This is a genomic window from Geodermatophilus sp. SYSU D00879 (assembly GCF_054050375.1).
Genome location: NZ_JBJGZF010000001.1, coordinates 89031 through 111662, shown reverse-complemented (window position 1 = coordinate 111662; position 22632 = coordinate 89031). Strand labels below are relative to the sequence as shown.

Annotated in this window: 21 protein-coding genes; 10 read left to right on the top strand and 11 right to left on the bottom strand. The window is 76.1% G+C overall.

Annotated features, from left to right (window positions below; translation table 11 throughout):
• Nucleotides 1-101: 101 nt before the first annotated feature.
• Nucleotides 102-1673 (bottom strand): long-chain-fatty-acid--CoA ligase, encoded by a 1572-nt coding sequence (locus tag ACI79B_RS00545; protein WP_456926149.1) that lies wholly within the window; start codon nucleotides 1671-1673, stop codon nucleotides 102-104.
• A 76-nt stretch (nucleotides 1674-1749) separates the two neighbouring features.
• Nucleotides 1750-2388 (bottom strand): TetR/AcrR family transcriptional regulator, encoded by a 639-nt coding sequence (locus ACI79B_RS00540; protein ID WP_456926148.1) that lies wholly within the window; start codon nucleotides 2386-2388, stop codon nucleotides 1750-1752.
• 108 nt (nucleotides 2389-2496) lie between these two features.
• Here ACI79B_RS00540 and ACI79B_RS00535 point away from each other — a divergent pair, with 108 nt between their 5' ends.
• The 3 genes from ACI79B_RS00535 to ACI79B_RS00525 are packed head-to-tail and all read left to right on the top strand — an operon-like array spanning nucleotide 2497 to nucleotide 5584.
• Nucleotides 2497-3714, top strand: a complete 1218-nt coding sequence (locus tag ACI79B_RS00535) for an acyl-CoA dehydrogenase family protein (RefSeq protein WP_456926147.1) — start codon at nucleotides 2497-2499, stop codon at nucleotides 3712-3714.
• Nucleotides 3711-4703 carry an acyl-CoA dehydrogenase family protein gene (locus ACI79B_RS00530; RefSeq protein WP_456926146.1) on the top strand — a complete coding sequence of 331 codons (993 nt, stop codon included), beginning with the start codon at nucleotides 3711-3713 and terminating at the stop codon, nucleotides 4701-4703. Before ACI79B_RS00535 ends, ACI79B_RS00530 begins: the two co-directional genes overlap by 4 nt.
• The gene (locus ACI79B_RS00525; protein WP_456926145.1) at nucleotides 4700-5584 is read left to right on the top strand and encodes an enoyl-CoA hydratase-related protein; all 885 of its coding nucleotides are present in this window, start codon (nucleotides 4700-4702) and stop codon (nucleotides 5582-5584) included. Before ACI79B_RS00530 ends, ACI79B_RS00525 begins: the two co-directional genes overlap by 4 nt.
• Before the next feature lie 48 nt (nucleotides 5585-5632).
• Here ACI79B_RS00525 and ACI79B_RS00520 read toward each other — a convergent pair whose 3' ends face one another.
• The 5 genes from ACI79B_RS00520 to ACI79B_RS00500 all read right to left on the bottom strand — a co-directional run bounded on the left by ACI79B_RS00520 (nucleotide 5633) and on the right by ACI79B_RS00500 (nucleotide 11487).
• The gene (locus ACI79B_RS00520; RefSeq protein ID WP_456926144.1) at nucleotides 5633-8107 is read right to left on the bottom strand and encodes an FtsX-like permease family protein; all 2475 of its coding nucleotides are present in this window, start codon (nucleotides 8105-8107) and stop codon (nucleotides 5633-5635) included.
• A gap of 3 nt (nucleotides 8108-8110) precedes the next feature.
• Nucleotides 8111-8884, bottom strand: a complete 774-nt coding sequence (locus ACI79B_RS00515; RefSeq protein ID WP_456926143.1) for an ABC transporter ATP-binding protein — start codon at nucleotides 8882-8884, stop codon at nucleotides 8111-8113.
• Nucleotides 8885-9041: 157 nt separating this feature from the next.
• On the bottom strand, nucleotides 9042-9713 hold the full coding sequence (locus tag ACI79B_RS00510; protein WP_456926142.1) for a response regulator: 672 nt from the start codon (nucleotides 9711-9713) through the stop codon (nucleotides 9042-9044).
• A gap of 5 nt (nucleotides 9714-9718) precedes the next feature.
• The gene (locus ACI79B_RS00505; RefSeq protein ID WP_456926141.1) at nucleotides 9719-10897 is read right to left on the bottom strand and encodes a sensor histidine kinase; all 1179 of its coding nucleotides are present in this window, start codon (nucleotides 10895-10897) and stop codon (nucleotides 9719-9721) included.
• A gap of 83 nt (nucleotides 10898-10980) precedes the next feature.
• The gene (locus ACI79B_RS00500; protein ID WP_456926139.1) at nucleotides 10981-11487 is read right to left on the bottom strand and encodes a MarR family winged helix-turn-helix transcriptional regulator; all 507 of its coding nucleotides are present in this window, start codon (nucleotides 11485-11487) and stop codon (nucleotides 10981-10983) included.
• 90 nt (nucleotides 11488-11577) lie between these two features.
• On the opposite strand from ACI79B_RS00500, the gene ACI79B_RS00495 reads away from it, so the two are divergent.
• From ACI79B_RS00495 to ACI79B_RS00475, 5 genes are all read left to right on the top strand, one after another.
• Nucleotides 11578-12141, top strand: a complete 564-nt coding sequence (locus ACI79B_RS00495) for a YceI family protein (protein WP_456926138.1) — start codon at nucleotides 11578-11580, stop codon at nucleotides 12139-12141.
• Between the two features lie 178 nt (nucleotides 12142-12319).
• Nucleotides 12320-12673 carry a hypothetical protein gene (locus ACI79B_RS00490; RefSeq protein WP_456926136.1) on the top strand — a complete coding sequence of 118 codons (354 nt, stop codon included), beginning with the start codon at nucleotides 12320-12322 and terminating at the stop codon, nucleotides 12671-12673.
• A gap of 104 nt (nucleotides 12674-12777) precedes the next feature.
• The gene (typA, locus tag ACI79B_RS00485; protein WP_456926135.1) at nucleotides 12778-14667 is read left to right on the top strand and encodes a translational GTPase TypA; all 1890 of its coding nucleotides are present in this window, start codon (nucleotides 12778-12780) and stop codon (nucleotides 14665-14667) included.
• Between the two features lie 232 nt (nucleotides 14668-14899).
• Entirely contained in the window at nucleotides 14900-15400 is a 501-nt protein-coding gene (locus ACI79B_RS00480; RefSeq protein ID WP_456926134.1) for a DUF5994 family protein, read from the top strand.
• 62 nt (nucleotides 15401-15462) lie between these two features.
• Nucleotides 15463-16440, top strand: a complete 978-nt coding sequence (locus ACI79B_RS00475) for an NAD-dependent epimerase/dehydratase family protein (RefSeq protein WP_456926133.1) — start codon at nucleotides 15463-15465, stop codon at nucleotides 16438-16440.
• 57 nt (nucleotides 16441-16497) lie between these two features.
• Here the strand turns inward: ACI79B_RS00475 and ACI79B_RS00470 are convergent, their stop codons facing one another.
• The 4 genes from ACI79B_RS00470 to ACI79B_RS00455 form a co-directional block, all read right to left on the bottom strand.
• A complete protein-coding gene (locus ACI79B_RS00470) occupies nucleotides 16498-17502 on the bottom strand; it encodes a sulfite exporter TauE/SafE family protein (RefSeq protein ID WP_456926132.1) in 1005 nt (334 codons plus the stop codon).
• A gap of 300 nt (nucleotides 17503-17802) precedes the next feature.
• Nucleotides 17803-18804 carry an anion permease gene (locus ACI79B_RS00465; protein WP_456926131.1) on the bottom strand — a complete coding sequence of 334 codons (1002 nt, stop codon included), beginning with the start codon at nucleotides 18802-18804 and terminating at the stop codon, nucleotides 17803-17805.
• Nucleotides 18805-18810: 6 nt separating this feature from the next.
• Nucleotides 18811-19428: a DUF47 domain-containing protein gene (locus ACI79B_RS00460; protein ID WP_456926130.1), complete on the bottom strand. Its 618-nt coding sequence runs from the start codon at nucleotides 19426-19428 to the stop codon at nucleotides 18811-18813.
• Nucleotides 19429-19535: 107 nt separating this feature from the next.
• Complete coding sequence (locus ACI79B_RS00455; RefSeq protein ID WP_456926129.1) at nucleotides 19536-20093, bottom strand: sigma-70 family RNA polymerase sigma factor; 558 nt, start codon at nucleotides 20091-20093, stop codon at nucleotides 19536-19538.
• A 68-nt stretch (nucleotides 20094-20161) separates the two neighbouring features.
• Here ACI79B_RS00455 and ACI79B_RS00450 point away from each other — a divergent pair, with 68 nt between their 5' ends.
• Nucleotides 20162-20800, top strand: a complete 639-nt coding sequence (locus tag ACI79B_RS00450) for a zf-HC2 domain-containing protein (RefSeq protein ID WP_456926128.1) — start codon at nucleotides 20162-20164, stop codon at nucleotides 20798-20800.
• Nucleotides 20797-22602 carry a copper resistance CopC/CopD family protein gene (locus ACI79B_RS00445; RefSeq protein ID WP_456926127.1) on the top strand — a complete coding sequence of 602 codons (1806 nt, stop codon included), beginning with the start codon at nucleotides 20797-20799 and terminating at the stop codon, nucleotides 22600-22602. The genes ACI79B_RS00450 and ACI79B_RS00445 overlap by 4 nt, the downstream gene beginning before the upstream one ends.
• Nucleotides 22603-22632 lie beyond the last annotated feature (30 nt).

Genomic DNA, 22632 nt, shown 5'->3' with positions numbered 1-22632 from the left:
CATCCACGGATGTGCACACCGCACAGGTGACGTGCTGGAGCGGCCCCCGCGCGGGGGCCCGCCGCGAGCGTGCGAGCGGCAGGGGGCGCGGGGGTCCTCCATCAGACGGCGGGGTCGGAGACCAGCGAGCCGGCGCGGTGCTCCTCCCGCAGCGCGGTCTTGAGCACCTTGCCGCTGGGGTTGCGCGGCAGCGCGGACACCACCGAGTACTCCCGCGGGTGCTTGTAGCGGGCCAGCCGCTCGCCGCACCAGGCCGACAGCTCTGCGGGGGTGGGCGGGTTCTCCGGGTCCCGCGGCGCGATCACCGCCAGCGGCGCCTCGCCCCAGCGCGGGTCGGGCACCCCGATCAGCGCGACCTCGGCGATGCCGGGGTGGGCGGCGAGCGCGTCCTCCACCTCGGCGCAGTACACGTTCTCGCCGCCGCTGATGATCATGTCCTTCTTGCGGTCGACGACGTAGAAGTAGCCGTCCTCGTCCTCGCGCACCAGGTCGCCGGAGTGGAACCAGCCGCCGGCGAACGCCTCCGCCGTCGCCTCCGGCTTGCCCCAGTACTCCTTCATCACCATCGGGCTGCGGTAGACGATCTCGCCGACCTCGCCGCGCGGCACGTCCTGCATGGCGTCGTCGACGACGCGGACCTCGACGTTGAGCATCGGCGTCCCGACCGAGCCGATCTTGCGGATCGAGTCCTCGCCGCGCAGCAGGCAGGTGACCGGGCTGCACTCGGTCTGGCCGAAGGCGGTGACCACCTCGGCCTGCGGGAACGTGTCGATCATCGACCGCAGCAGGGTGGTCGACGCCGGCGCCGCGCCCCAGGAGATCCGCTTGAGGCAGGACAGGTCGCGCTCGGCGATCCCCGGCACCGCCACCACGGCCGCCCACATCGCCGGCACGAGGAACAGGTTGGAGATCCGCTCCCGCTCGATGAGGTCGAGCACGGCCACCGGGTCGAAGCCGCCGGAGGCGAGGACGACGTGGGTGCCGCCGAGCAGCAGCGGCGGCAGCCCGCCGGCCAGCCCGGCGATGTGGAACAGCGGCGCCCCCGGCGCGCCGACCCGGTCGTCCGGGCCCACCCCGAGGGTGGCCACCTGGCTGAACACGTGCATGAGCAGGTTGTGGTGGGTGAGGACGGCGCCCTTGGGTCGGCCGGTGGTGCCGGAGGTGTACATGATGAACGCCGGCGCCGCCTCGTCGACCTCGACGTCGAGCGGCTCGGCCGACGCCGCCGCGAGCGCGTCCTCGTAGTCCTGGCCGATGGTCAGGACGGTGTGCACGCCGGGCGCCTGCTCGCGCGCCTTGGCCGCCACGCCGGCCAGCGCGGGATCGACCACGAGGGCGGCCGCCCCGCTGTCGGTGAGCACGTAGGCCACCTCGTCGGCGACCAGCCGGAAGTTGACCGGGACGACGATCGCGCCCAGCCGCACGCCGGCGAGGTAGGACTCCCAGACCTCGATCCCGTTGAGCCCCAGCACCGCCACCCGGTCGCCCGCGGTCACGCCCCGGTCGGCCAGCGCCCGCGCCAGCCGGGTGACCCGCTCGTCGAGCTCGGCGTACGTGCGGCCGGTGCCCGAGAAGCGCACGGCCACCGCGTCGGGGGTACGCCGGGCCCAGCGGGCGAGCTGGTCGGCGATCGTCATGCCGCGCCCCTGCAGCCAGGGGGTCGGGTCGTCCACGGGTTCCTCCTGCACCGCCGCCGGGTGTGACCTGCGTCATGCTGGCGGGGTGGCAGGGGGCGGTCAACCCTGACCGTCAGGAGGACGGCGTGAGCATCCGCGCGGCGAGCCCCTTCCAGAGGGTGAGGTGCGGGTCGGTGGCGGCGGGCCGCTCCTCGAAGGCGTACACGCAGGCCACCCCGCGCATGCTGGTGAACAGCAGCTCGCACACCTCGGCGTAGCGCGGCGCCGAGGCGATCCGCGGGCCCCAGATCCCGTCGGCCACCCGGCGGATCGCCGCCCGCAGCCGGCGCTCCTCGACCCGCAGCGCCGCCCGCAGCTGCGGGTCGGTGCGGGCGGCCACCCACAGCTCCATCGCCGCCCAGAACGGCGGCTCCTGGAACGTCGCCCACATGAGGTCGATCGCCCGGTCGATCCGCTCGGGCCCGGCCGGCTCGTCGGCCATGACCGCCGCCGCGCGCTCCTCCACCCCGGCCAGCAGCGTGCTCGACAGGTGGCCGGCGGCGGCGACCAGCAGTTCGGCGCGGGAGGGGAAGTGGTGCAGCAGCCGGCCGCGGGACACCCCGGCCCGGGCCTGCACGGCCAGGGTGGAGGCGCCGGCGTACCCGGACTCGACCAGGCACGCGACGGCGGCGTCGAGGATCAGCGCCCGGCTGTCGGCCGTGCGGGTCGACCGGCTGCGCGGGCCGTCGTCCGGGAGGGGTTCGGCGCTCACGCGCCGCAGGCTAGGGCCCCGGCGCGCCGCTGAACAGTCACCGTTGACCGTCGAGGGTGACCGCTGTCACGCTGCGGCCCGTACTGCTCGACGACGAGGAGGTACCGGGTGGACTTCGACGACACCCCCGAGGAGGCGTCCTACCGGGCGCACGTCCGCACCGTGCTCGACGAGCACGCGTCCGAGCTGCTGCACGTCTCGCCGGGGGAGCCGGTCGACGCGCGCTCCCGCGAGGCGGAGCTGCGGGCCACCCAGCGGGTGCTGGCCGAGGCGGGGCTGGTCGGCGTCACGTGGCCGCGGGAGTACGGCGGCCAGGGCGGCACGCTGGTGCAGCAGGCGATCGTGGTCCAGGAGCTGGCCCGCGCCCGCGTCCCCACGCTGATCAACCACATCGGCATCGGCATGTGCGGGCCCACGGTGATCGCGCACGGCAGCGACGACCAGCGCTCCCGCTACCTGGCCCGGCTGCTGCGCGCCGACGACGTCTGGTGCCAGCTGTTCAGCGAGCCCGGCTCCGGCTCGGACCTCGCGGCGCTGCGCACCTCCGCCGTCCGCGACGGCGAGGACTGGGTGGTGAACGGCCAGAAGGTCTGGACGACGCTCGCGCACGTCGCCGACTTCGGCATCCTGCTCACCCGCACCGACCCGGCCCGGCCCAAGCACGCCGGGCTGACGATGTTCGTCGTCGACATGCACGCGCCGGGCGTGACCGTCCGGCCGCTGCGCCAGATGAGCGGCGGCGCGGACTTCAACGAGGTCTTCTTCGACGACGTCCGCATCCCCGATGCCGAGCGGCTCGGCGAGCCCGGCGAGGGCTGGCGGGTCGCGCTGACCACGCTGATGAACGAGCGGGTCGCGATCGGCGGCGCCGGCAGCGACATCGGCCCGGCGCCGGAGTCGCTGGCCGCGCACGCGCGCGACCGGCTGCCCGCGCTCGACCCGGAGCGGCGGGCGCTGGCCCGGCAGGCGGTCGGGCGGGCGCTGGTCGCCTCGCTGGCCGCCCGGTACACCGGCTACCGCCGGTTCACCACGCTGTCGCAGGGCGGCGTGCCCGGCCCGGAGGCCAGCGCCGGCAAGCTCGGCGGCACCGCCGCGGCCCGGCTGGTGACCGACGCCGGCGTCCGCCTGCTCGGCGACGACGCCGTGTACGGCGCCACCGCCGACGGCGACGACACCTGGCAGCGCGCGCAGGCCTACGTGCCGGGCATCGCGATCGCCGGCGGCACCGACCAGGTGCTGCGCAACATCCTCGGCGAGCGGGTGCTCGGCCTGCCGCCGGAACCCCGCACCGACAAGACCGCGCCGTTCTCCGGAGGTGCCCGGTGAACTTCGACCTGTCCGACGACCAGCGCGCGGCCGCCGCCGGCGCGCGCGAGTTCTTCACCGGCTCGGTCACCCCGGCCGCCGCCCGCGCGGCGCTCGAGGGCGCCGGCGTCCCGGGCCCCGGGCGCAAGGCGCTGGCCGACATCGGCTTCCTCGGCATCACGGTGCCGGAGTCCGCGGGCGGCGCCGGCGGGAGCGTGCTCGACCTCGCCGTCGTCGCCGAGCAGGCCGGCGCGGTGCTGGCCGGGCCCTCGCTGGTCACCGCCGCGCGCGCCGCGGTGCTGCTGGGGTCCGCGCCCGACCTGGCCGCGCAGCTGGCCGACGGGTCCGCCGCGCTCGCCGTCCTCGACGGGCCGGTCACCGGCTCCGCGCCCTCGCTGGACGCCGCCGACGCCACGCTGTTCCTCGGCCTCGACGACGGCGCGCTCGTCGTCGGCGAGGGCGAGGTGACCCCGGGCCGGCCGATGGACGCCACCCGCGGGCTGGCCTCGGTGCGGATGACCTCCCGCCGGGTGCTCGCCGAGGACGCCGGGCAGCTGTGGGCGCGGGCCCGCCGGGTGGGCGCGGTGGTCCTGGCCGCCGAGGACCTCGGCGCGGCCGACCGCGCGGTGCAGATGGCCGTGGACTACGCCCGCCAGCGGGAGGCGTTCGGCCGGGTCATCGGCTCCTACCAGGCGGTCAAGCACATGCTGGTCGACGCGTGGGTGGGCGTGGACCAGCTGCGCTCGCTGGTGTGGTGGGCGGCGTGGGCGGCCGACTCCTCGCCGGCCGAGCTCCCGCTGGCCGCGGCCGCCGCCAAGGCCTACGCCGCCGAGGTCGCCGAGCGGGCCACCGAGACGGCGATCCAGGTCCACGGCGGCACCGGGTTCACCTGGGAGCACGACGCGCACCTGTACTGGCGCCGCGCCAAGGTGGACCGGCTGCTGCTCGGGGACGCCGCCGAGCACCTCGACACCGTCGCCCGGCTCGCCGAGGCCGGCGCCCTGGGATGACGTTCGAGCAGCTCCGGTACGACGTCGCCGACCGGGTCGCCACGATCACCCTGTCCCGGCCCGACCGGCTCAACGCCTTCACCCCGGTGATGGCCGCCGAGCTCGGCCGGGCCGCGGCGGCCGCGGACGCCGACGAGGCGGTGCGGGTCGTCGTCGTCACCGGGGAGGGGCGGGCGTTCTGCGCCGGCGCCGACCTCGGCGCGGGCTCGGGGACCTTCGCCGACCGCGACCGCGGCGAGGGCCCGCCGGCGCAGGGCACCGTCGACGGCGTCGCACGGGACTGGGGCGGCGTCGCGTCGCTGCCGTTCGCCGCGCTGCGCAAGCCGGTGATCGCCGCGGTCAACGGCCCGGCGGTCGGCATCGGCGCGACGATGGTCCTGCCGATGGACGTGCGGATCGCCGCGGAGTCCGCCCGCTTCGGCTTCGTCTTTGCCCGCCGCGGCATCACCCCGGAGGCGGCGTCGACGTGGTTCCTGCCGCGGGTGGTCGGCATCAGCCAGGCGGTGGAGTGGGTGGCCACCGGCCGGGTGTTCGGCGCCGCCGAGGCGCTGCGCGGCGGGCTGGTCAGCCGGGTGGTCCCCGATGCCGACCTGCTGCCCGCCGCGCTCGACCTGGCCCGGGAGATCGCCGACAACACCTCCGGGGTGGCGGTCGCCGCGGCCCGGCAGATGCTGTGGTCGATGCTCGGGGCGCCCTCGCCGTGGGACGCGCACCGGCTCGAGTCGCGGGCGCTGGCCGAGCTCGGCCGCGGTCCCGACGCCGCCGAGGGCGTGGCCGCCTTCCTCGCCAAGCGCGCGCCGGCGTTCGCCACGCCGCTGGGGGAGGGCCCGGTGGCCGGCGTCCCGCCCTGGCCCGCCCCGCCCGACGACGTCCGCCCCTGACGTGCACTTCCGCGGACGTGCCCGGGGCACATCCGCGGAAGTGCACGCTCAGACCGCGGCGATGGCGGCGACGGGGGCGGTGCGGGCCGCGCGGCGGGCGGGCAGCACCGAGGACAGCAGCCCGGCCAGCGTCGCGACGACGACGATGCCGCCGACCTGCAGCCACGGCACCGCGACCACGACCTCGCCGGCCATGCCCAGCACCGACGCGGTGCCGCTCACCCCGTAGACCCCGCCGAGGACGACGCCGAGCACCGCGGCCACCCCCGAGACCAGCACCGCCTCCCACGCGAGCAGCCCGCGCAGCTGGCCGCGGGTCAGCCCCATCGCGCGCAGCAGGCCGTTCTCCTGCCGCCGCTCCACCACCGACAGCGCCAGCGTGTTGCCCACCCCGATGAGCGCGATGACCACCGCGACGCCGAGCAGGTCGGTGACCACGAGCAGCAGCACGTCGAGCACCCGGTCCATCTGCAGGCGCAGGCTCACGACGCCCGTCACCTGCGCCTCGGGCACCGCCGTCCCGACCGTGTCGGTGACCGTGTCGACGACGGCGGACTGCGCGTCGGCGTCGGCGTCGTCCAGCCGCAGCCACAGCTGGCCGACCGCGGCGTCCGGGGCGAGGGCGGCGAGGTCGGCGCCGTCGAGCAGCAGCGGCGCGTCCCCGTCGACGACCTCCGCGCGCAGCGTGAGCGCGCGGCCGTCGAGGGCCAGCCGCACCGGGTCGCCCGTGCCGACCGACCAGGAGTCGGCCAGCCACTCCGGGACGAGCGCCTCGCCCGGCCGGGGCAGCCGCAGGTCGGCCGTCGACCGCAGCGCCGGGACGGCGGTCGCGGCGTCCACGCCGTAGGACCGCCACGGCTGCCCGTCGGGGCCGACGGGCTCGGCGGTGGTGAGCGCGGTGCCGGTCGCGACGCCGTCCAGCTCCCCGAGCCGGTCCAGCAGGGACGCCGGCAACTCCCCGGCGAGCCCCTCGACGACGACGTCGGCGGGGTAGGCGGCGGCCAGCCCGGCGGTCGCCGTCGCCCGGGTGGACGCGGTGCCCACCACCATCGCGGTGGTCAGCGTGACGCCGATGAGCAGCGCGGTCGCCGTCGCGGCCGTGCGGCGGGGGTTGCGCGTGGCGTTCCCGGCCGCCAGCCGGGCCGGCACCCCGCCGACGCGGGACACCAGGCGGCCCGCCGCGCGGACCACCGGCGGCACCGCGCGCTGGGCGAGCAGGACCACGCCCAGGAAGCTCACCACGCCGCCGGGCAGCGCGACGAACACCGTGGACACCGCCACGCCGAGCGCGAGCAGCCCCGCCCCGGGCACGAGCAGGAGCAGCCCGAGCACCAGGCGGAGCACGCCCGGACGGGAGCGCAGGGGTGCGGGGTCGAGCGGGCGCAGCGCGGCCAGCGGCGCCACCCGGGTCGCCGCGCGGGCCGGGGCGAGGGCGGCCAGCAGGGTGGTCAGCGTGCCGACGGCCAGCCCCGCGAGGACCGCGGTGAGCGGCACGGCCAGCCCGGACAGCGGCACGGGGGAGTCCGTGCCGTCGGCGAGCGCGGACACCGCGGCGGCCAGCCCGACACCGGCCCCCACGCCGACCGCCGAGGCGGCCAGCCCGGTGACCGCGGCCTCGACCAGCACGCCCCGGCGCACCTGCCGGGCGGTGGCGCCGACGCAGCGCAGCAGCGCCAGCTCGCGGGTGCGCTGGGCGAGCAGCACGGCGAAGGTGTTGGCGATGACCAGCCCCGCGACGACGACCGCCACGGTGCCGAACACCAGCAGCACGGCGGCCAGCGCGGTGGCGTTGCCGAGCATCGACGCCGCGCGGTCCTCGGCCTGCTCGGTGCCCGTGCGCACGGTCAGCGCCTGCCCGGCGAGCGCGTCGCGCACCGCGGCGGCCAGAGCGTCGGCGTCGGTCCCCGGGACGCCGGCGACCCGCAGCTCGACCGGGTCGGCCGCGCCCCACTCGCGCACCTGGTCCGGGGTGGCCCACGCGCGGCCGTGGAGGCCGGCCTCGGGGTCGCCGCCGAGGTCGACCACCCCGGTGACGGTCACGGGGGTGGAGGTCTGCGTGCCGTCCGGGGCGGTGCCGGTCACCTGGAGCACGTCGCCGACGTCCGCGCCGACGCGCTCGCTGACGGCGACCTCGCCGGGCCGGTCGGGCAGCGCGCCGTCGGCCAGCCGCTGCCAGCGCAGCGCGGGGTCGTCGGCGACCGCGCCGACGAGCAGGTACTGCGCGCCGGTGCGGCCGGGCGCGACCGCCTGCACCGAGGTCTCCCACTCCGGCGCCACGGCCCGGACGCCGTCCAGGGCGGTGAGCGCGGGGACGTCGTCCAGCAGCGAGCCGCCGTCGTCGGAGGTGACCACGGCGTCCGCGCCGAGGTAGCGGGCGCCGGCGGCGGTGAGCACGGTGCTGCGGGTGGTCTCGTTGAGCACGAGCGTGGCGACCACGAAGGCCACCGCGAGGACCACGGCCAGGCAGGACGCGACCAGCCGCGGCAGGTGCGCGCGCAGCCCCGCGAGGGTGGTGGACAGCACCGGTCAGCCCCCGAGCCCGCGGAGCGCCTCGAGCACGGACGCGGCGGTGGGCCGCTCGATCTCCCCGGCGGGGCGGCCGTCGGCGAGCAGCACGACGCGGTCGGCGTAGGAGGCCGCGGTCGGGTCGTGGGTGACCATGACGACGGTCTGACCGGTCTCGCGGACGCTGCTGCGCAGCAGGTCGAGCACCTCGGCGCCGGCCCGGGAGTCGAGGTTGCCGGTGGGCTCGTCGGCGAAGACGACGTCGGGCCGGGGGAGCAGCGCCCGGGCGATGGCCACCCGCTGCTGCTGGCCGCCGGACAGCTCCGACGGGCGGTGCCGCAGCCGCTCGCGCAGGCCCAGCCGGGCGACCACGGCGTCGAACCAGGCCGGGTCGGGACGGCGGCCGGCCAACTGCATCGGCAGCACGACGTTCTCCCGGGCGTCGAGCACCGGCAGCAGGTTGAAGGCCTGGAACACGAAGCCGATCCGGTCGCGGCGCAGCCGGGTCAGCTCGTCGTCGCGCAGGCGGGTCAGCTCGGTGTCGCCGAGGAAAACCTGCCCGGAGGTGGCGGTGTCCAGGCCGGCGAGGCAGTGCATGAGCGTCGACTTGCCCGAGCCGGACGGGCCCATGATCGCGGTGAACCCGCCGCGGGCGAAGGTGACGTCGACGCCGTCCAGCGCGACGACCCGAGCCTCACCGGAGCCGTACACCTTGGTCAGGCCGGTGGCGCGGACGGCGGCGGACGACACCGACGCCGGCGGCTCGCCGGGGACGGTCATGACGGGGACGGACACGGGGACCTCCGCGGATCGCTTCTGGGGACGACGGACACCCTCGTGGTCCGTGCCGTCGTCCCGCGTCGTCGTCAGCGGTGATCCCGCGTCCGCCGTCCCTGCCCCCGCGGGCGGACCCCCGCGTCACGCCCCGGTCGTACGTCCTCGGGGACGGGCCTCAGGCGTCGCGGAGGAGGTCGGCGGGGGAGACCAGCCCGGTGCGGTAGGCGAGGACGACGGCCTGCACGCGGTCGCGCGAGCCGGTCTTCGCCAGCACCCGCCCGACGTGCGTCTTCACCGTCGCCTCGCTGACGAACAGCCGCTGCGCGATCTCGGTGTTGGTGGCGCCGAGCGCCATCTGCACGAGCACCTCGCGCTCGCGCGGCGTGAGCTCGGTCAGCTCGGTCGCCGGCGCGGGGGCCGACCCGGCCCCGCGCAGCATCGGCGCCACGTGCTGCAGCAGCCGCCGGGTGGAGCTGGCCGCGATCACCGAGTCGCCGGCGTGCACCGTGCGGACGGCGGCCAGCATCTCCTCCGGCGGCGCGTCCTTGAGCAGGAAGCCGCTGGCCCCGGCGCCGATCGCGGCGACGACGTACTCGTCGAGGTCGAAGGTGGTCAGCACGACCACCCGCGGCGGGGCGGGCAGCGCGGTCACCTGCCGGGTCGCCTCGATGCCGTCGGTGCCGGGCATGCGGACGTCCATCAGCACGACGTCGGCCGCCGTGGCGCGCAGCAGGTCCACCGCCGCGGCGCCGTCGCCGGCCTCCCCGACGACGGTCAGGTCGGGCTGGGAGTCGATGACCATGCGGAACCCGGCGCGGACCATCTGCTGGTCGTCGACGAGCACCACCCGGATCACCGCGTGCCCCCGAGCGGCAGGACCGCGTGCACCCGCCAGCCGCCGCCGGCGCGAGGGCCGGCCTCCAGCCGCCCGCGGTGCAGCTGCGCCCGCTCGTGCATGCCGCGCAGCCCCTGCCCGTGCCCGTCGCCCTCGGCCAGGGCCGCCGCCGCGCCGCGGCCGTCGTCGAGCACCGACAGCTCGAGGGAGTCCGGGCGCCAGTGCAGCCGCACCCACGCCCGCCCGGTCGGCCCGGCGTGCTTGAGCACGTTGGTCAGCGACTCCTGCACGATCCGGTAGGCGGCCAGCTGCGGACCGGCCGCCATCGGCCGCGGCTCGCCCTCCACCAGCAGGTCGACGTCGAGCCCGCTGGCCCGGACGTCGTCGACGAGGACGGGGACCGCGGCGACGTCGGGCTGCGGCGCGTACTCCCCGGCCCGGTCCTCCCGCAGCACGCCGAGCAGGGCGCGCATGTCGGTGAGCGCCTGGCGGCCGGTGGCGGCGATCGCCTCCAGCGCGCCGGTGGCCGCCGCGGGGTCGGTGCGCCCGGCGTAGCGGCCGCCGTCGGCCTGGGCGATGACCACCGACAGCGAGTGCGCCACGACGTCGTGCATCTCGCGGGCGATGCGGGCCCGCTCGGCGGTGGCGGCCAGCCGCATCTCCTGGTCCCGCTCGATCTCCAGCAGGCGTGCCCGCTCGGCCAGGCCGGCGATCTCGCCCAGCCGGGAGCGGCGCAGCCGGCCCAGGGCCCAGGCCGCGACGACGGAGACGGCGATGGCACCGGCGGGGACGACCAGCGAGTCGAGGGACGCGGCCGGGGTCCACCGCAGCGCCGCGAGGAGGGCACCGACCAGGCCGAGGACCAGTCCGGCGCGGCTGGCCCAGCGCGGGGCGTAGGCGGCCAGGGCGTGCACCATGACCAGCGCGGCGACGTTGGCCGGCAGGAACACCTCCACGGTGGCCAGCTCGACCAGCCCGGCGACGGCCACCGCGGCGGCGGCCGGGACCGGGGCCCGGCGGCGCCAGGCCAGCGGCGCCAGCAGCAGCAGGCTGACGACGAACGCCGGGCCCTCGCCGGAGGAGCCGCTGAAGGTCACGAGGGGCACCAGGGCCAGCGCGGCCGTGAGGGCGACGTCGACGGCGAACGGCCGGGAGCGCAGCGCCGTCGTCAGGTGCTCGAGCAGGGGGCCGTCCATGTCGGGCCCGACCCTAGGCAGCCCGTCGCGCCCCGTCGTCCACCCGGGGGAGGACCCGCCCGTCGGACCACGGGAGGAGGCGGCTACTCCTCGTTCAGGTGCCGCAGCAGCGTCTCGCCGATGTCCCGCATCGCCGCGACCTGCTCGGGGGTGAGCTGGTCGAACAGGTGGGTGCGCACGCCCTCGACGTGGATCGGCGCGGCGCCCTCCAGGGCGGCGAAGCCCTCGTCGGTGAGGACGGCGAGCAGCCCGCGCCCGTCCTCGGCGCAGACCTGCCGGCGCACCCAGCCGCGCTCCTCGAGCCGGGACACCGCGTGCGAGAGCCGGCTGCGCGAGGACAGGCAGCGGTCGGCCAGCTCGCTCATCCGCATCTGCCGGCCGGGTGTCTCCGACAGCTGGACGAGGATCTCGTAGTAGGTGTGCGGGATGCCGGTGGCCCGCATGAGCTCTCGGTCGAGCCGGTCGTTGAGCAGCTGCGTGCTGTAGAGCCAGGCACGCCAGGCCTTCTGCTCCTCGGCGTCGAGCCAGCGCGGCTCCCCGGCGGGCAGCCCGGCGGCAGCCCCCGCTCCGGGTGACACCTGTGTCGTCATGTCCGTCAGGGTACTGGCGGAATAGTCAAGCGCTCAACTACGCTACGGACCGCGGAAGCTCAAACGCTCAACCACCGAGAGGTCCCTCCCATGACCAGCACCACCGCCGTCCAGATCCCCGGCTACGTCGCCGGCACCTGGGACATCGACGCGACCCACTCCACCGTCGGCTTCTCCGTCCGCCACATGATGGTGAGCAAGGTCCGCGGCTACTTCACGAAGTTCTCGGGCGAGATCGTCACCGCCGAGGACCCGGCCGCCTCCTCGGTCAACGCCACGATCGACATGGACTCGATCGACACCCGCCAGGAGCAGCGCGACGCGCACATCCGCTCCGCCGACTTCTTCGACGTCGGCAACCACACGGTCATGACCTTCCGCTCGACCGGCGTCGTCGCCGACGGCGAGGACTGGACCGTCCAGGGCGACCTGACCATCAAGGGCATCACCAAGCCGGTCACGCTGGCCCTCGAGCTCAACGGCTTCGGCCCCGACGCCTACGGCGGCTACCGCGCCGGCTTCAGCGCCAAGACCTCCATCTCCCGCAAGGCCTTCGGCGTCGACATCGACATGCCGATGGACGGCGGCGGCGTCGTCGTCGGCGACAAGATCGACGTCGAGCTCGAGATCGAGGCCGTGCTCCGCACCGCCTGATCCGCTCCCGAGGGCCCCGGACGCGCAGCTGCGCGTCCGGGGCCCTCGCGCGTCCGGGCTCACCTCCGCGCGTCCGGGCTCACCTCCGCGCGTCCGGGCTCACCGTCCACGGTCGGCCAGGACGCCGCACGATCAGCCCACCTGATCGTGCGGTGCCCCTCCGGGGACACTGGGGGTCATGACGACGTCCGCGCTCACCCGCGCCCGCACCCGGCTGTCCTCCGCCGTCCTCGTCGCCGTGGGGCTCGCGGCCGGCTTCGGCGTCGCGCAGGGCACCGGCGTCCGGGCGCTGGGCGGGGCGGTGTTCCTCGCCGGCGGGCTCGGCGCGGCCTGGCTGTGGGTGCAGCGCCGCGGCGTGGCGGTCGCCCTCGGGCTCGGCGCGCTCTACGTCGGCGCGTTCGTCCTGGCGCACGTGCTGGCCCTCGGCGCCGGGGTGCCGGCCTGGCTGGCGGTGAGTCTGGTCACGATCGCCGCCGCAGGGGTGACGTACGCGGTGGCAGACCGGCCGCAGGCGGAGGTCACCGCGCGCTGACCACCTAAGGTGGGAAGGTCGCCGGGCCGGCGGCCGTTGTCCGTGGTACCGCGAGCGCCGCCGCCGCGGGATCCCCCCTGACTCTCCCTGAGGTGCCCTTCCGCATGCCCACCCGCGACGACCTGCGCAACGTGGCGATCATCGCCCACGTCGACCACGGCAAAACCACCCTGGTCGACGCCCTCCTCCGCCAGGCCGGCGCGCTCGGCCGCGCCAAGGGCGAGGGGACCGACGCCGACACGACGCAGGACCGCGTCATGGACTCGATGGACCTCGAGCGCGAGCGCGGGATCACCATCCTGGCCAAGAACACCGCCATCCGGCTGGCCGACGAGAACGGCAACCCGGTGACGGTGAACATCGTCGACACCCCCGGCCACGCCGACTTCGGCGGCGAGGTCGAGCGCGGCCTGTCCATGGTCGACGGCGTCGTGCTGCTCGTGGACTCCTCCGAGGGCCCGCTGCCGCAGACCCGCTTCGTGCTCCGCAAGGCGCTCGGCAAGGGGATGCCGGTCATCCTCGTGGTCAACAAGACCGACCGGTCCGACGCGCGCATCGCCGAGGTCGTCGACGAGACCTACGAGCTGTTCATGGAGCTGCTCGAGGACAACGGCCTGGACACCGACGCCCTCGAGTTCCCGATCGTCTACTGCAACGGCAAGGAAGGGCGGGCGTCGCTCACCCGGCCCGCCGACGGCACCTCGCCGGACAGCCCCGACCTCGCGCCGCTGGTCAAGACGCTGCTGGAGACCATCCCGGCGCCGACCTACGACGCCGAGGAGCCGCTGCGCGCGCAGGTCACCAACCTCGACGCCTCGCCCTACCTCGGCCGGCTGGCGCTGCTGCGCATCCACTCCGGCACGATGAAGAACGGCCAGACCGTCGCCTGGTGCCGCACCGACGGCAGCGTCAAGAACGTCAAGATCACCGAGCTGCTGGTCACCGAGGGCCTCACCCGCACCCCGGCCGACAGCGCGGGCCCCGGCGACCTCGTCGCGATCGCCGGCATCGAGGACGTCATGATCGGCGACACCCTCGCCGACCCGAACGACCCGCGGCCGCTGCCGCCACTGACCGTCGACGAGCCGTCGATCTCGATCACCATCGGCATCAACACCTCGCCGATCTCGGGCAAGTCGGGCAAGAAGCTCACCGCCCGGCTGATCAAGAACCGCCTCGACCAGGAGCTGGTCGGCAACGTCTCGGTGCGCATGCTGCCCACCGAGCGCCCCGACACCTGGGAGATGCAGGGCCGCGGCGAGCTGGCGCTGGCCATCCTCGTCGAGCAGCTGCGCCGCGAGGAGTTCGAGCTCACCGTCGGCCGCCCGCAGGTGGTCACCAAGGAGATCGACGGCAAGCTGCACGAGCCGGTCGAGCGGGTCACCATCGACACCCCGGGCGAGTACGTCGGCACGCTGACCCAGGCGCTGGCCTCCCGCCGCGGGCGCATGGAGAACCTGGTGCACCACGACACCGGCTGGGCGCGGATGGAGTACGTCGTCCCCTCGCGCGGCCTCATCGGGTTCCGCACCGAGTTCCTCACCGAGACCCGCGGCACCGGCGTCCTCAACCACAACCTCGAGGGCTACGAGCCGTGGATGGGCGACATGCGCGCCCGCCCGACCGGCTCCCTGGTGGCCGACCGGCAGGGCGTGGCGACGTCGTACGCGATGTTCTCGCTGCAGGAGCGCGGCCAGATGATGGTCGCCCCGGGCACCGAGGTGTACGAGGGCATGATCGTCGGGGAGAACTCCCGGCCCGACGACATGGACGTCAACATCACCAAGGAGAAGAAGCTCACCAACATGCGGTCCTCGACCGCGGAGGAGCTCGAGCGCCTGGTGCCGCCGAAGGTCCTCAACCTCGAGCAGGCGCTGGAGTTCTGTGCCGAGGACGAGTGCGTCGAGGTGACGCCGGCCGCCGTCCGCGTGCGCAAGGTCATCCTCGACCAGAACGAGCGCGGCAAGGCGAAGAACCGCAAGCCCAAGGCCTGAGGCCGACAGCACAGGAGCCCCCGTCCGGTCCGCCGGGCGGGGGCTCCTGCGCATCTCCGCGGAAGCGCCCGCGGGCTGCCGTGACCGGATCGTGACCGGTGGTGATGACCGGCCGTCGGGGCGCGACAGGCCCGGCCGCGGCGCGCCGGGACCCCGCGGCGCGCCGACCTACCGTCGCCCGGTGGGCCCGGACGCGAGCCCGCAGCACGCTGAGCGGGAGGCGGGACTGCTGATGACGCCCACGGAGGCGACGGGGACCACGGGGGTGTTCCGCGGGGGCATCGACGTGCGCGTGAGCCTGCGGGCCGACGCCGGGTCGGGGGAGAACGCCTTCGACGGGGCCTGGTTCCCGCGCGGTCGTGACCTCGCCGTCGAGGTGCCCGAGCTGATCGCCGCGCTCGACCGCCGCGGGGTGCGGATCGAGCGCTTCACCTACGCGCTGGACTCGTGGCTGCCGGCGCCGCGCAAGGTCGTCGTCGACGGCCGGGTGGTGCGCACCGGCGGGTTCCGCAGCATGGACCCCGGCGTCGTGTGCCTGAGCTGGGCCGGCGGCAACCGGCGCGCGGACCTGCTGGTCGTCCCGCCGGAGACCGACGTCATCACCGGCGTGCGCGCGCTGCGGCTGTGCACCCGGCGGGGCCTGCCCCGGTCGCCGCAGATGGTGCTCGCCGCGGCCCGCTCCCAGCCGCTGCCGCAGGTGCCCGACCTCCCGGTGGTCACCCGCGCGGTCTAGGACGCTTCCGCCGTCCGCGAACCGGGTGGACGGCGGGGGAGCGGCTCCGCTGGGGTGGGCGCGTGCGACTCCTCGTCCTCGGCGGCACCCACTTCCTCGGCCGGCACGTGGCGACGGCGGCCCTCGACCGCGGCCACGACGTCGCCACGTTCAGCCGCGGCCTCACCGGCGCGCCGCCCGACGGCGTCCGCCCGCTGCACGGCGACCGCGACGACCCCGCCGCCCTCCCGCGCGCCCTGGACGGCTGGACGCCGGAGGTCGTCGTCGACACCTCCTGCCAGACCCGCCCGGCCGCCGACTCCGCCGCGGCCGCCCTGGCCGGCGTGCGCGCCTACGCGTTCGTCAGCAGCCTCAACGCCTACTCGACCTGGCCGCCGGGCCCGATCCGCGGCGAGGACGACCCCACCTGGGACACCCCCGACGACGACTACGGCCCGAACAAGGCGTACGCGGAGCGGGTGCTGGGCGCGGCGCTGCCGGGGCGGTTCCTCACCGCCCGCGCCGGTCTCATCCTCGGCCCGCACGACAACGTCCGCCGGCTGCCGTGGTGGCTGCAGCGGATCGCCCGCGGCGGCCGCGTGATCGTCCCCGACGCGCTGGAGCAGCCGATCGCGCTGGTCGACGTCCGCGACCTGGCCGGCTGGCTGGTCGAGATGGCCGCGCGCGGGCAGGACGGCCCGGTCAACGCCACCGGCCCGGCCGGGATGACGACCCTGGGCGGGCTGCTGGAGACGTGCCGGGAGGTCACCGGCAGCGACGCGGAGCTCGTCCCGGTGCCGGAGGAGGACCTGCTGGCCGCCGGCGTGGAGCCCTGGCTGCACCTGCCGTTCTGGCTGCCCCGGGAGACGGCGGCGACGGCGTGGGACGTCGACACGACTCGCGCGCGGTCGCTGGGGCTGCCCAGCCGGCCGGTCCGCGAGACCGTCGCCGACACCTGGGCCTGGCTGCGGCAGGACCCCGAGCGGCTGCCCACGCCGCACGGCCTGCCCGAGCCCGGCCTCCCCGGGGAGCTCGAGGCGCGGCTGCTGGGCGGCCGCTGAGACGCCGGGAGGCCCCGCCCGGCGGCTGCCGGACGGGGCCTCCCGAGAGGTCCTTGCTCAGTCGCGCGGGTCCGCGGGGCGGCCGGCGCGGAGGCTGCGCTCGAGGTCCGCGGCGTCCGCCGCGTCCGGCGCGTGCAGGTGCTCGTCCTCGGCCAGGCGGGCGGCCTCGGCGGCGAGGGCGTCGGCCGACTCCTGCACGCGGTCCTTGCGGTACTGGCGGAAGGAGTGGGCGACGGCGGCGGCCCAGACCAGGTAGATGACCGCGTAGACCGCGTAGCGGACCGGGTCGGAGGCGTCGATCCACTCGCTGCGCAGCAGCGTGCGGGTGTTGGTCAGGATGATCATGCCGCCGACCAGGGAGCCGAGCAGCCGCGGCGGCACGTGCCGGACCAGCCAGGCGGCGATCGGCGCGGCCACCAGGCCGCCGGCGAGCAGGCCCAGCGCCCACACGAAGTCGATGCCCTGCGACCCGAGCGCGAGGAGGAAGCCCAGGCTGGCGGCCAGCGCGACGAGGAACTCGGAGGTGTCGATCGAGCCGATGACCTTGCGCGGCTCCATGCGGCCGCTGGCCAGCAGCGCCGGGGTGCCGACCGGGCCCCAGCCGCCACCGCCGGTGGCGTCGACGAAGCCGGCCACCAGACCGAGCGGGGCGAGGAAGCGCTTGCGCACCGGCCGGCCGATGTTGCGACGGTCGATGCCCCGCAGGGTGAAGCGGACGAGCAGGTAGACGCCCAGGGACAGCAGGATGAGCGACATCACCGGGGCGGCGACCTCGGTGGAGAGGCTGGAGAGGACGTTCGCGCCGACGAAGGCGCCGACGGCACCGGGGACGCCGACCTTGGCGACCACCTTCCAGTCGACGTTGCCGAACTTCCAGTGGGCGACGCCCGACATCAGGCTGGTGCCGATCTCGGCGAAGTGCACGGTCGCCGAGGCGGCGGCGGGGTTGGTGCCGAAGGCGAGCAGCAGCGTCGTCGAGGTGACGCCGTAGGCCATGCCCAGGCTCCCGTCGACGAGCTGGGCGCCCAGCCCGGCGAGGGCGAGCACGATCAAGGTCTTCACGAGGGTGGGGCTCCTGTCCGGCTGGGAGACGGGCCGCGGGCGCGCGTCAGGGCGCGACTCGACGCGGGTCGTGCGAGGGGAGAGGCGCCCGGGAGGGCGCGGGCGTCAGCGGCCCGGACAGGTGGCCGTGCAGACGCGCAGCAGGTCGACGTGGATCCGCCCCACCAGGAGCACCGTCGTCGCCGCCACGAGGACTATGTCTACCAGATCGATCGGGATATGCCAGCGGGGGGTCGGCGAGTCGGGGGTCACCCCGCGAGCGCGTCGCGGGGTGACCCCCCGGTCAGGGGAGCGGCGGCGTCAGCCGACGACGAGGCCGGTGAGGAGGTACGCCAGCGCGGCCACCGCCCCGGCGGCCGGCAGGGTGACGACCCACGCGACGACGATGTTGCCGGCCACGCCCCAGCGGACCGCCGAGAGCCGCCGCGTCGACCCGACGCCCATGATCGAGGTCGTCGTGATGTGGGTCGTCGAGACCGGCACGGCGAACACGGTCGCCGTCGTCACCATGACGCCGGAGGCGACCGTCTGCGCGGCGAAGCCGCCGGCGGGGGTGAGCTGGATGATCCGCCGGCCCAGGGTGCGCATGATCCGGAACCCGCCGGCATAGGTGCCCGCGCTGATCGCGAGGGCCGCGGCGAGCACGACCCACAGCGGCACCTCGAAGTCGTCGATCTCGCCGGCGGTGAACAGCGCCAGCGTGATGATCCCCATCGTCTTCTGGGCGTCCTGCAGGCCGTGGCCGAGCGCCATGGTCGCGGAGCTGACGATCTGCGCGTAGCGGAACCCGCGGTTGGCGCGGGTGACGTTGGCCCGCCGGAAGGTCCACAGGATGGCGAGCATGAACAGGTAGCCGAGGCCGAAGCCGACCAGCGGCGACACGACCATGGGGATGACGACCTTGTCGACGACGCCCAGCCACTGGACGTCGTGGGCCGCGGCCAGCGCGGCGCCCACCAGGCCGCCGATCAGCGCGTGCGAGGACGACGAGGGCAGCCCGAAGTACCAGGTGATGAGGTTCCACGCGATCGCGCCGACCAGCGCGGCGAAGACGATCTCCAGTCCGCCGGTCCCGGTCGGCGCCTCGATGATCCCGGCGCCGACGGTCTTGGCGACCTCGGTGGACAGCAGGGCGCCGACCAGGTTCATCACCGCCGCCAGCGCCAGGGCCACCCGCGGCGTCAGCGCCTTGGTGGAGACGGCGACGGCGATGGCGTTGGCGGCGTCGTGGAACCCGTTGGTGTAGTCGAAGGCCAGCGCGACGACGACGATGACGACCAGCGCGACGAAGGTCGCGTCCATCGACGCTCAGGACTCCTTGACCGCGATGGACTCGACGACGTTGGCCACCTTCTCGAACGCGTCGGCGGCCTCCTCGAGCTGGTCGGCGACCTCCTTGAGCCGGAGGACCTCCAGCGCCTCGAACTCGCCGCTGTAGAGCCGGGAGAGCAGCCGCCGGTAGAGCTTGTCGGCCTCGTTCTCGATGCGGTTGACCTCGATCCAGTAGTCGGGGAGGGCCTTCATCGTCTGCAGCCGCGGCATCGCCTCGGCGGTGGTCTCCGCGGCGCGCTGCAGCAGCGCCGTCTGCTGGCCCATCTCGGCCGGCAGGGTGCCCAGCCCGGTGAGGATCACGAGGTCGGCGGCGGCCTCCACGAAGTCCATGACGTCGTCGAGGTGGCTGGCCAGGCTGTAGATGTCCTCGCGGTCGAACGGCGTCACGAAGCTGGAGTTCAGCTGCCGGAAGATCGCGTGGGTCGACTGGTCGCCGGTGTGCTCGAGGTCGCGCAGCCGGTCGGCGAGCTCGGGCCGGCGGGCGTGGTCGTGGATGAACTCGCCCAGGACGTCGGTGGCCGACACCAGGTTCTGCGCCGAGTCGCTGAACAGGGTGTAGAAGCTCTGGTCCTTGGGGGTCAGGCTGAAGGGCACGAAGGGACTCCGGATCGGCGGGGTTCGGGGAGGCGCCCGCCGCGGATGAGCGGTCGCACGGCCGTCGGGCAGCATAGGTACCCGTTCACGCGCGGTTCAGCGCAGGTTCACCCGCGGGCTGCGTCCGGCCCCTCCTGCGCGCCGTCGCCGAGCGCCTCGACCAGGTCGGCCCGGGCGCGGGCGACCCGCGAGCGGATGGTGCCCACCGGGCAGCCGGCCACCTCGGCGGCCTCGGCGTAGGAGAGCCCGAGCAGCTGGGTCAGCGCGAACGCCTCCCGGCGGTCGGGGTCCAGCCGGGCCAGCAGGTCGGTGACGGCGGCGCCCTCGCCCACCCGGTCGGCGTCCTCGCCGCGGCCGAGGGCCTCCAGGTCGGCGTCGTCGCGGACCAGGGTGAGCCGCCGGCGGCGCCGCGAGCGGACGGCGTCGGCGCAGACCCGCCGGGCGATCGCCAGCAGCCACGTCCGCAGCGAGGAGCGGCCCTCGAAGCGGTGCAGCGTGGCGAAGGCGCGGGCGTAGGTCTCCTGGGTCAAGTCGTCGGCGGAGTCCCGGTCGCCGAGCGCGGCGCACAGCCGCCAGACGTCGGACTGGGTGGACCGCACGAGGGTGGCCGCGGCGAGGGGGTCGCCGTCGACGGCGGCCGCCGCGACCCGCGCGAGCTCGTCCACGTGTTCCCTCCGTCACAACCGGGCCTGTCCCGGGAACCGGACGGGCCCTCCGTGACGACTACGACGACATGCAGTGTGCCCCCTTCCGCGAGGCGGTCTCCGCGCGACTCGACGGCGAGCCGCTCGGCGTGCCCGCCGCCGACCTGGACCGCCACCTCGCCGCGTGCCCGGCGTGCGCCGGGTGGGCCGACGCCGCGGAGGCGGTGACCCGCCGGGCGCGGCTGGCCCCCGCCCCGCCGGTGCCCGACCTCACCGCCGCCGTCCTCGGCGCGCTGCCGCGGCAGCTGCCCGGCACCGCGGCGGCCGCGCGCGCCCGGCTGGTGCGGTCGGCGCTGCGGCTGGCGCTGCTCGCCGTGGGCGTGGCGCAGGCCGGCCTGGCGTGGCCGGCGCTGTCCGCCGGCACCGCGGCGATGAGCGCGCCCGTGCACGTGGCGCACGAGACCGGCGCGTGGAACCTCGCCGCCGCGGCCGCCTTCCTCGCCGTCGCCGCCGCGCCCCGGCTGGCCGCGGGGGCGCTGCCGTTCCTCGCCACCTTCGCCGTCCTGCTGACCGTCACCACGGTGCGCGACCTGCAGGCCGGGCACGTGCACGCCGACCGCGCCGCCGCGCACCTGCTGCTGCTCGCCGGCGTCGTGCTGATCGCCGTCGTCGCCTGGCGGCAGCGGCGGGCGGCCGCGCCCGCGGCGGCCCGGCGGGTGGTCGCGTGAGCACCGCCGTCGGAGCCCGCCGGTCGCCGCGGCCGGCCCTGCTGCTGCTCGTGCTGCTCGCCGGCTGGCTGGGCCTCGGCGTGGCCACCGCCGGCCCCGCCGCCGCGCACGCCGAACTGGTCTCCACCGACCCGGGGGAGGGCGCCCGCCTGGACGCGGTGCCCGGCCAGGTCACCCTGCGCTTCACCGAGGGCGTGTCCCTCGGCGCCGGCTACGCCCGCGTCCTCGGCGACGACGGCGCGCGCGTGGACACCGGCGCCGCCTCGGTGCAGGACGACACGGTCAGCATCCCGCTGCGCGGCGACCTGCCCGACGCCAGCTACGTCGTCACCTACCGGGTGGTCTCCGCCGACTCGCACCCGGTCAGCGGGGCCTACGCCTTCGTCGTCGGCGACGGCGAGCTCGCCGACGCCGGGGCGGTCGCCGCCGACCCCGCCACCGACCCGTTCGTCGCCGCCGCGCTGCCGGCCGCGCGCGCCCTCGGGTTCGCCGGCGAGGCCGTGGGCCTGGGCGTGCCCGCCTTCCTGCTGCTGTGCTGGCCGGCCGGCTGGGCCTCGCGGCGGATGCGGCGGCTGACCACGGCCGGGTTGGGGACGGTCGCCGGGGCCGCGGTGCTCACCTTCCTGCTGCAGGGCCCGTACACGGGCGGGGTGGGGCTCGGGTCGCTGCTCGACCCGGCGCTGCTGTCCACCACCGGCTCCTCCGCCTACGGTCTGACCACGCTCGGCCGCGGCGCCCTCGCGCTGCTGCTCGCCGCGCTGCTGGTGCCGCTGTGGCGCCGGGGGACCGCGCCGCAGCCGCCGGAGACGGCGGGGTCGGCCGTCCTCGGCGCCGGCGTCGTCCTCACCACCGCGGCGGTCGGGCACCCGGTGGCCGGCAGCGTCCCGGTGTTCGCCACCGCCGTCACCGCGGTGCACGTCGCGGCCATGGCGCTGTGGCTGGGCGGGCTGGCCGCGCTGCTGGCCGGGCTGCTGCGGCCCGGCGTCGAGGCGGGCGAGCTGGCCGCGGCGCTGCCGCGCTGGTCGCGGATCGCCTCCGGGTCGGTGGCCGCGCTGGTGGTCACCGGCGTCGTCCAGTCGGTGCGCGAGGTCGGCTCGCCGGCCGCGCTGGTCTCCACCACCTACGGCTGGATCCTGCTGGCCAAGCTCGCGCTGGTCCTGCTGCTGCTGGCCGCCGCCGGCGTCTCACGGGTGTGGGTGCAGCAGCACCTCGGCCTCACCCGGCCGCGGCCGGGCGGGCGCCGCCGGGTGACCGCGCACGCCCTCGCCGCCCCGGGCCTCGGCGCCGAGGAGCCGGCGGTCACCGAGGCCGCCCGGGCCCGCGCCGAGGCGCAGGCCCGCGGCGCCGTCGAGGACGTCGCGCCGCTGCGCCGCTCGATCCTGGTCGAGGCCGCCGTCGCCGCCGCCGTGCTGGTGCTGTCCGCGCTGCTGGTGGGCACCTTGCCGGCCCGCGCGACGGCCGCCCAGCCGGTCGACGTCACCCTGCCGCTGCAGTCGTCGGCGGGGGAGTCCGGCAGCGTCCAGCTGTCGATCGACCCGGCCCGCCCCGGCGCCAACACGCTGCACCTCTACCTGTTCGACGACGACGGCCGGCTGGCCCAGCCGGCCGACCTGCGCGTGACGCTCACCGAGCCCGAGCAGGAGATCGGCCCGCTCGACGTCGACCTCGAGCCCGCCGGCCCCGGCCACTGGGTGGCCGACGGGATGTCGATCCCGGGCGCCGGCACCTGGACCGTCGCCGTCAGCGTCCGGCTCGACGAATTCACCGCCACCACCGCCAGCACCGACTTCCCGGTGCGCTGAGAACCCCTCCGCGGGACGACAGAAGGAGAA

Coding starts and splice junctions, on each gene's coding strand:
- ACI79B_RS00525 (WP_456926145.1), top strand. CDS start 4,700: ATGACGTTCGAGCAGCTCCGGTACGACGTCGCCGACCGGGTCGCCACG.
- ACI79B_RS00505 (WP_456926141.1), bottom strand. CDS start 10,897: ATGGACGGCCCCCTGCTCGAGCACCTGACGACGGCGCTGCGCTCCCGG.
- ACI79B_RS00500 (WP_456926139.1), bottom strand. CDS start 11,487: ATGACGACACAGGTGTCACCCGGAGCGGGGGCTGCCGCCGGGCTGCCC.
- ACI79B_RS00495 (WP_456926138.1), top strand. CDS start 11,578: ATGACCAGCACCACCGCCGTCCAGATCCCCGGCTACGTCGCCGGCACC.
- ACI79B_RS00490 (WP_456926136.1), top strand. CDS start 12,320: ATGACGACGTCCGCGCTCACCCGCGCCCGCACCCGGCTGTCCTCCGCC.
- typA (WP_456926135.1), top strand. CDS start 12,778: ATGCCCACCCGCGACGACCTGCGCAACGTGGCGATCATCGCCCACGTC.
- ACI79B_RS00480 (WP_456926134.1), top strand. CDS start 14,900: ATGACGCCCACGGAGGCGACGGGGACCACGGGGGTGTTCCGCGGGGGC.
- ACI79B_RS00465 (WP_456926131.1), bottom strand. CDS start 18,804: ATGGACGCGACCTTCGTCGCGCTGGTCGTCATCGTCGTCGTCGCGCTG.
- ACI79B_RS00450 (WP_456926128.1), top strand. CDS start 20,162: ATGCAGTGTGCCCCCTTCCGCGAGGCGGTCTCCGCGCGACTCGACGGC.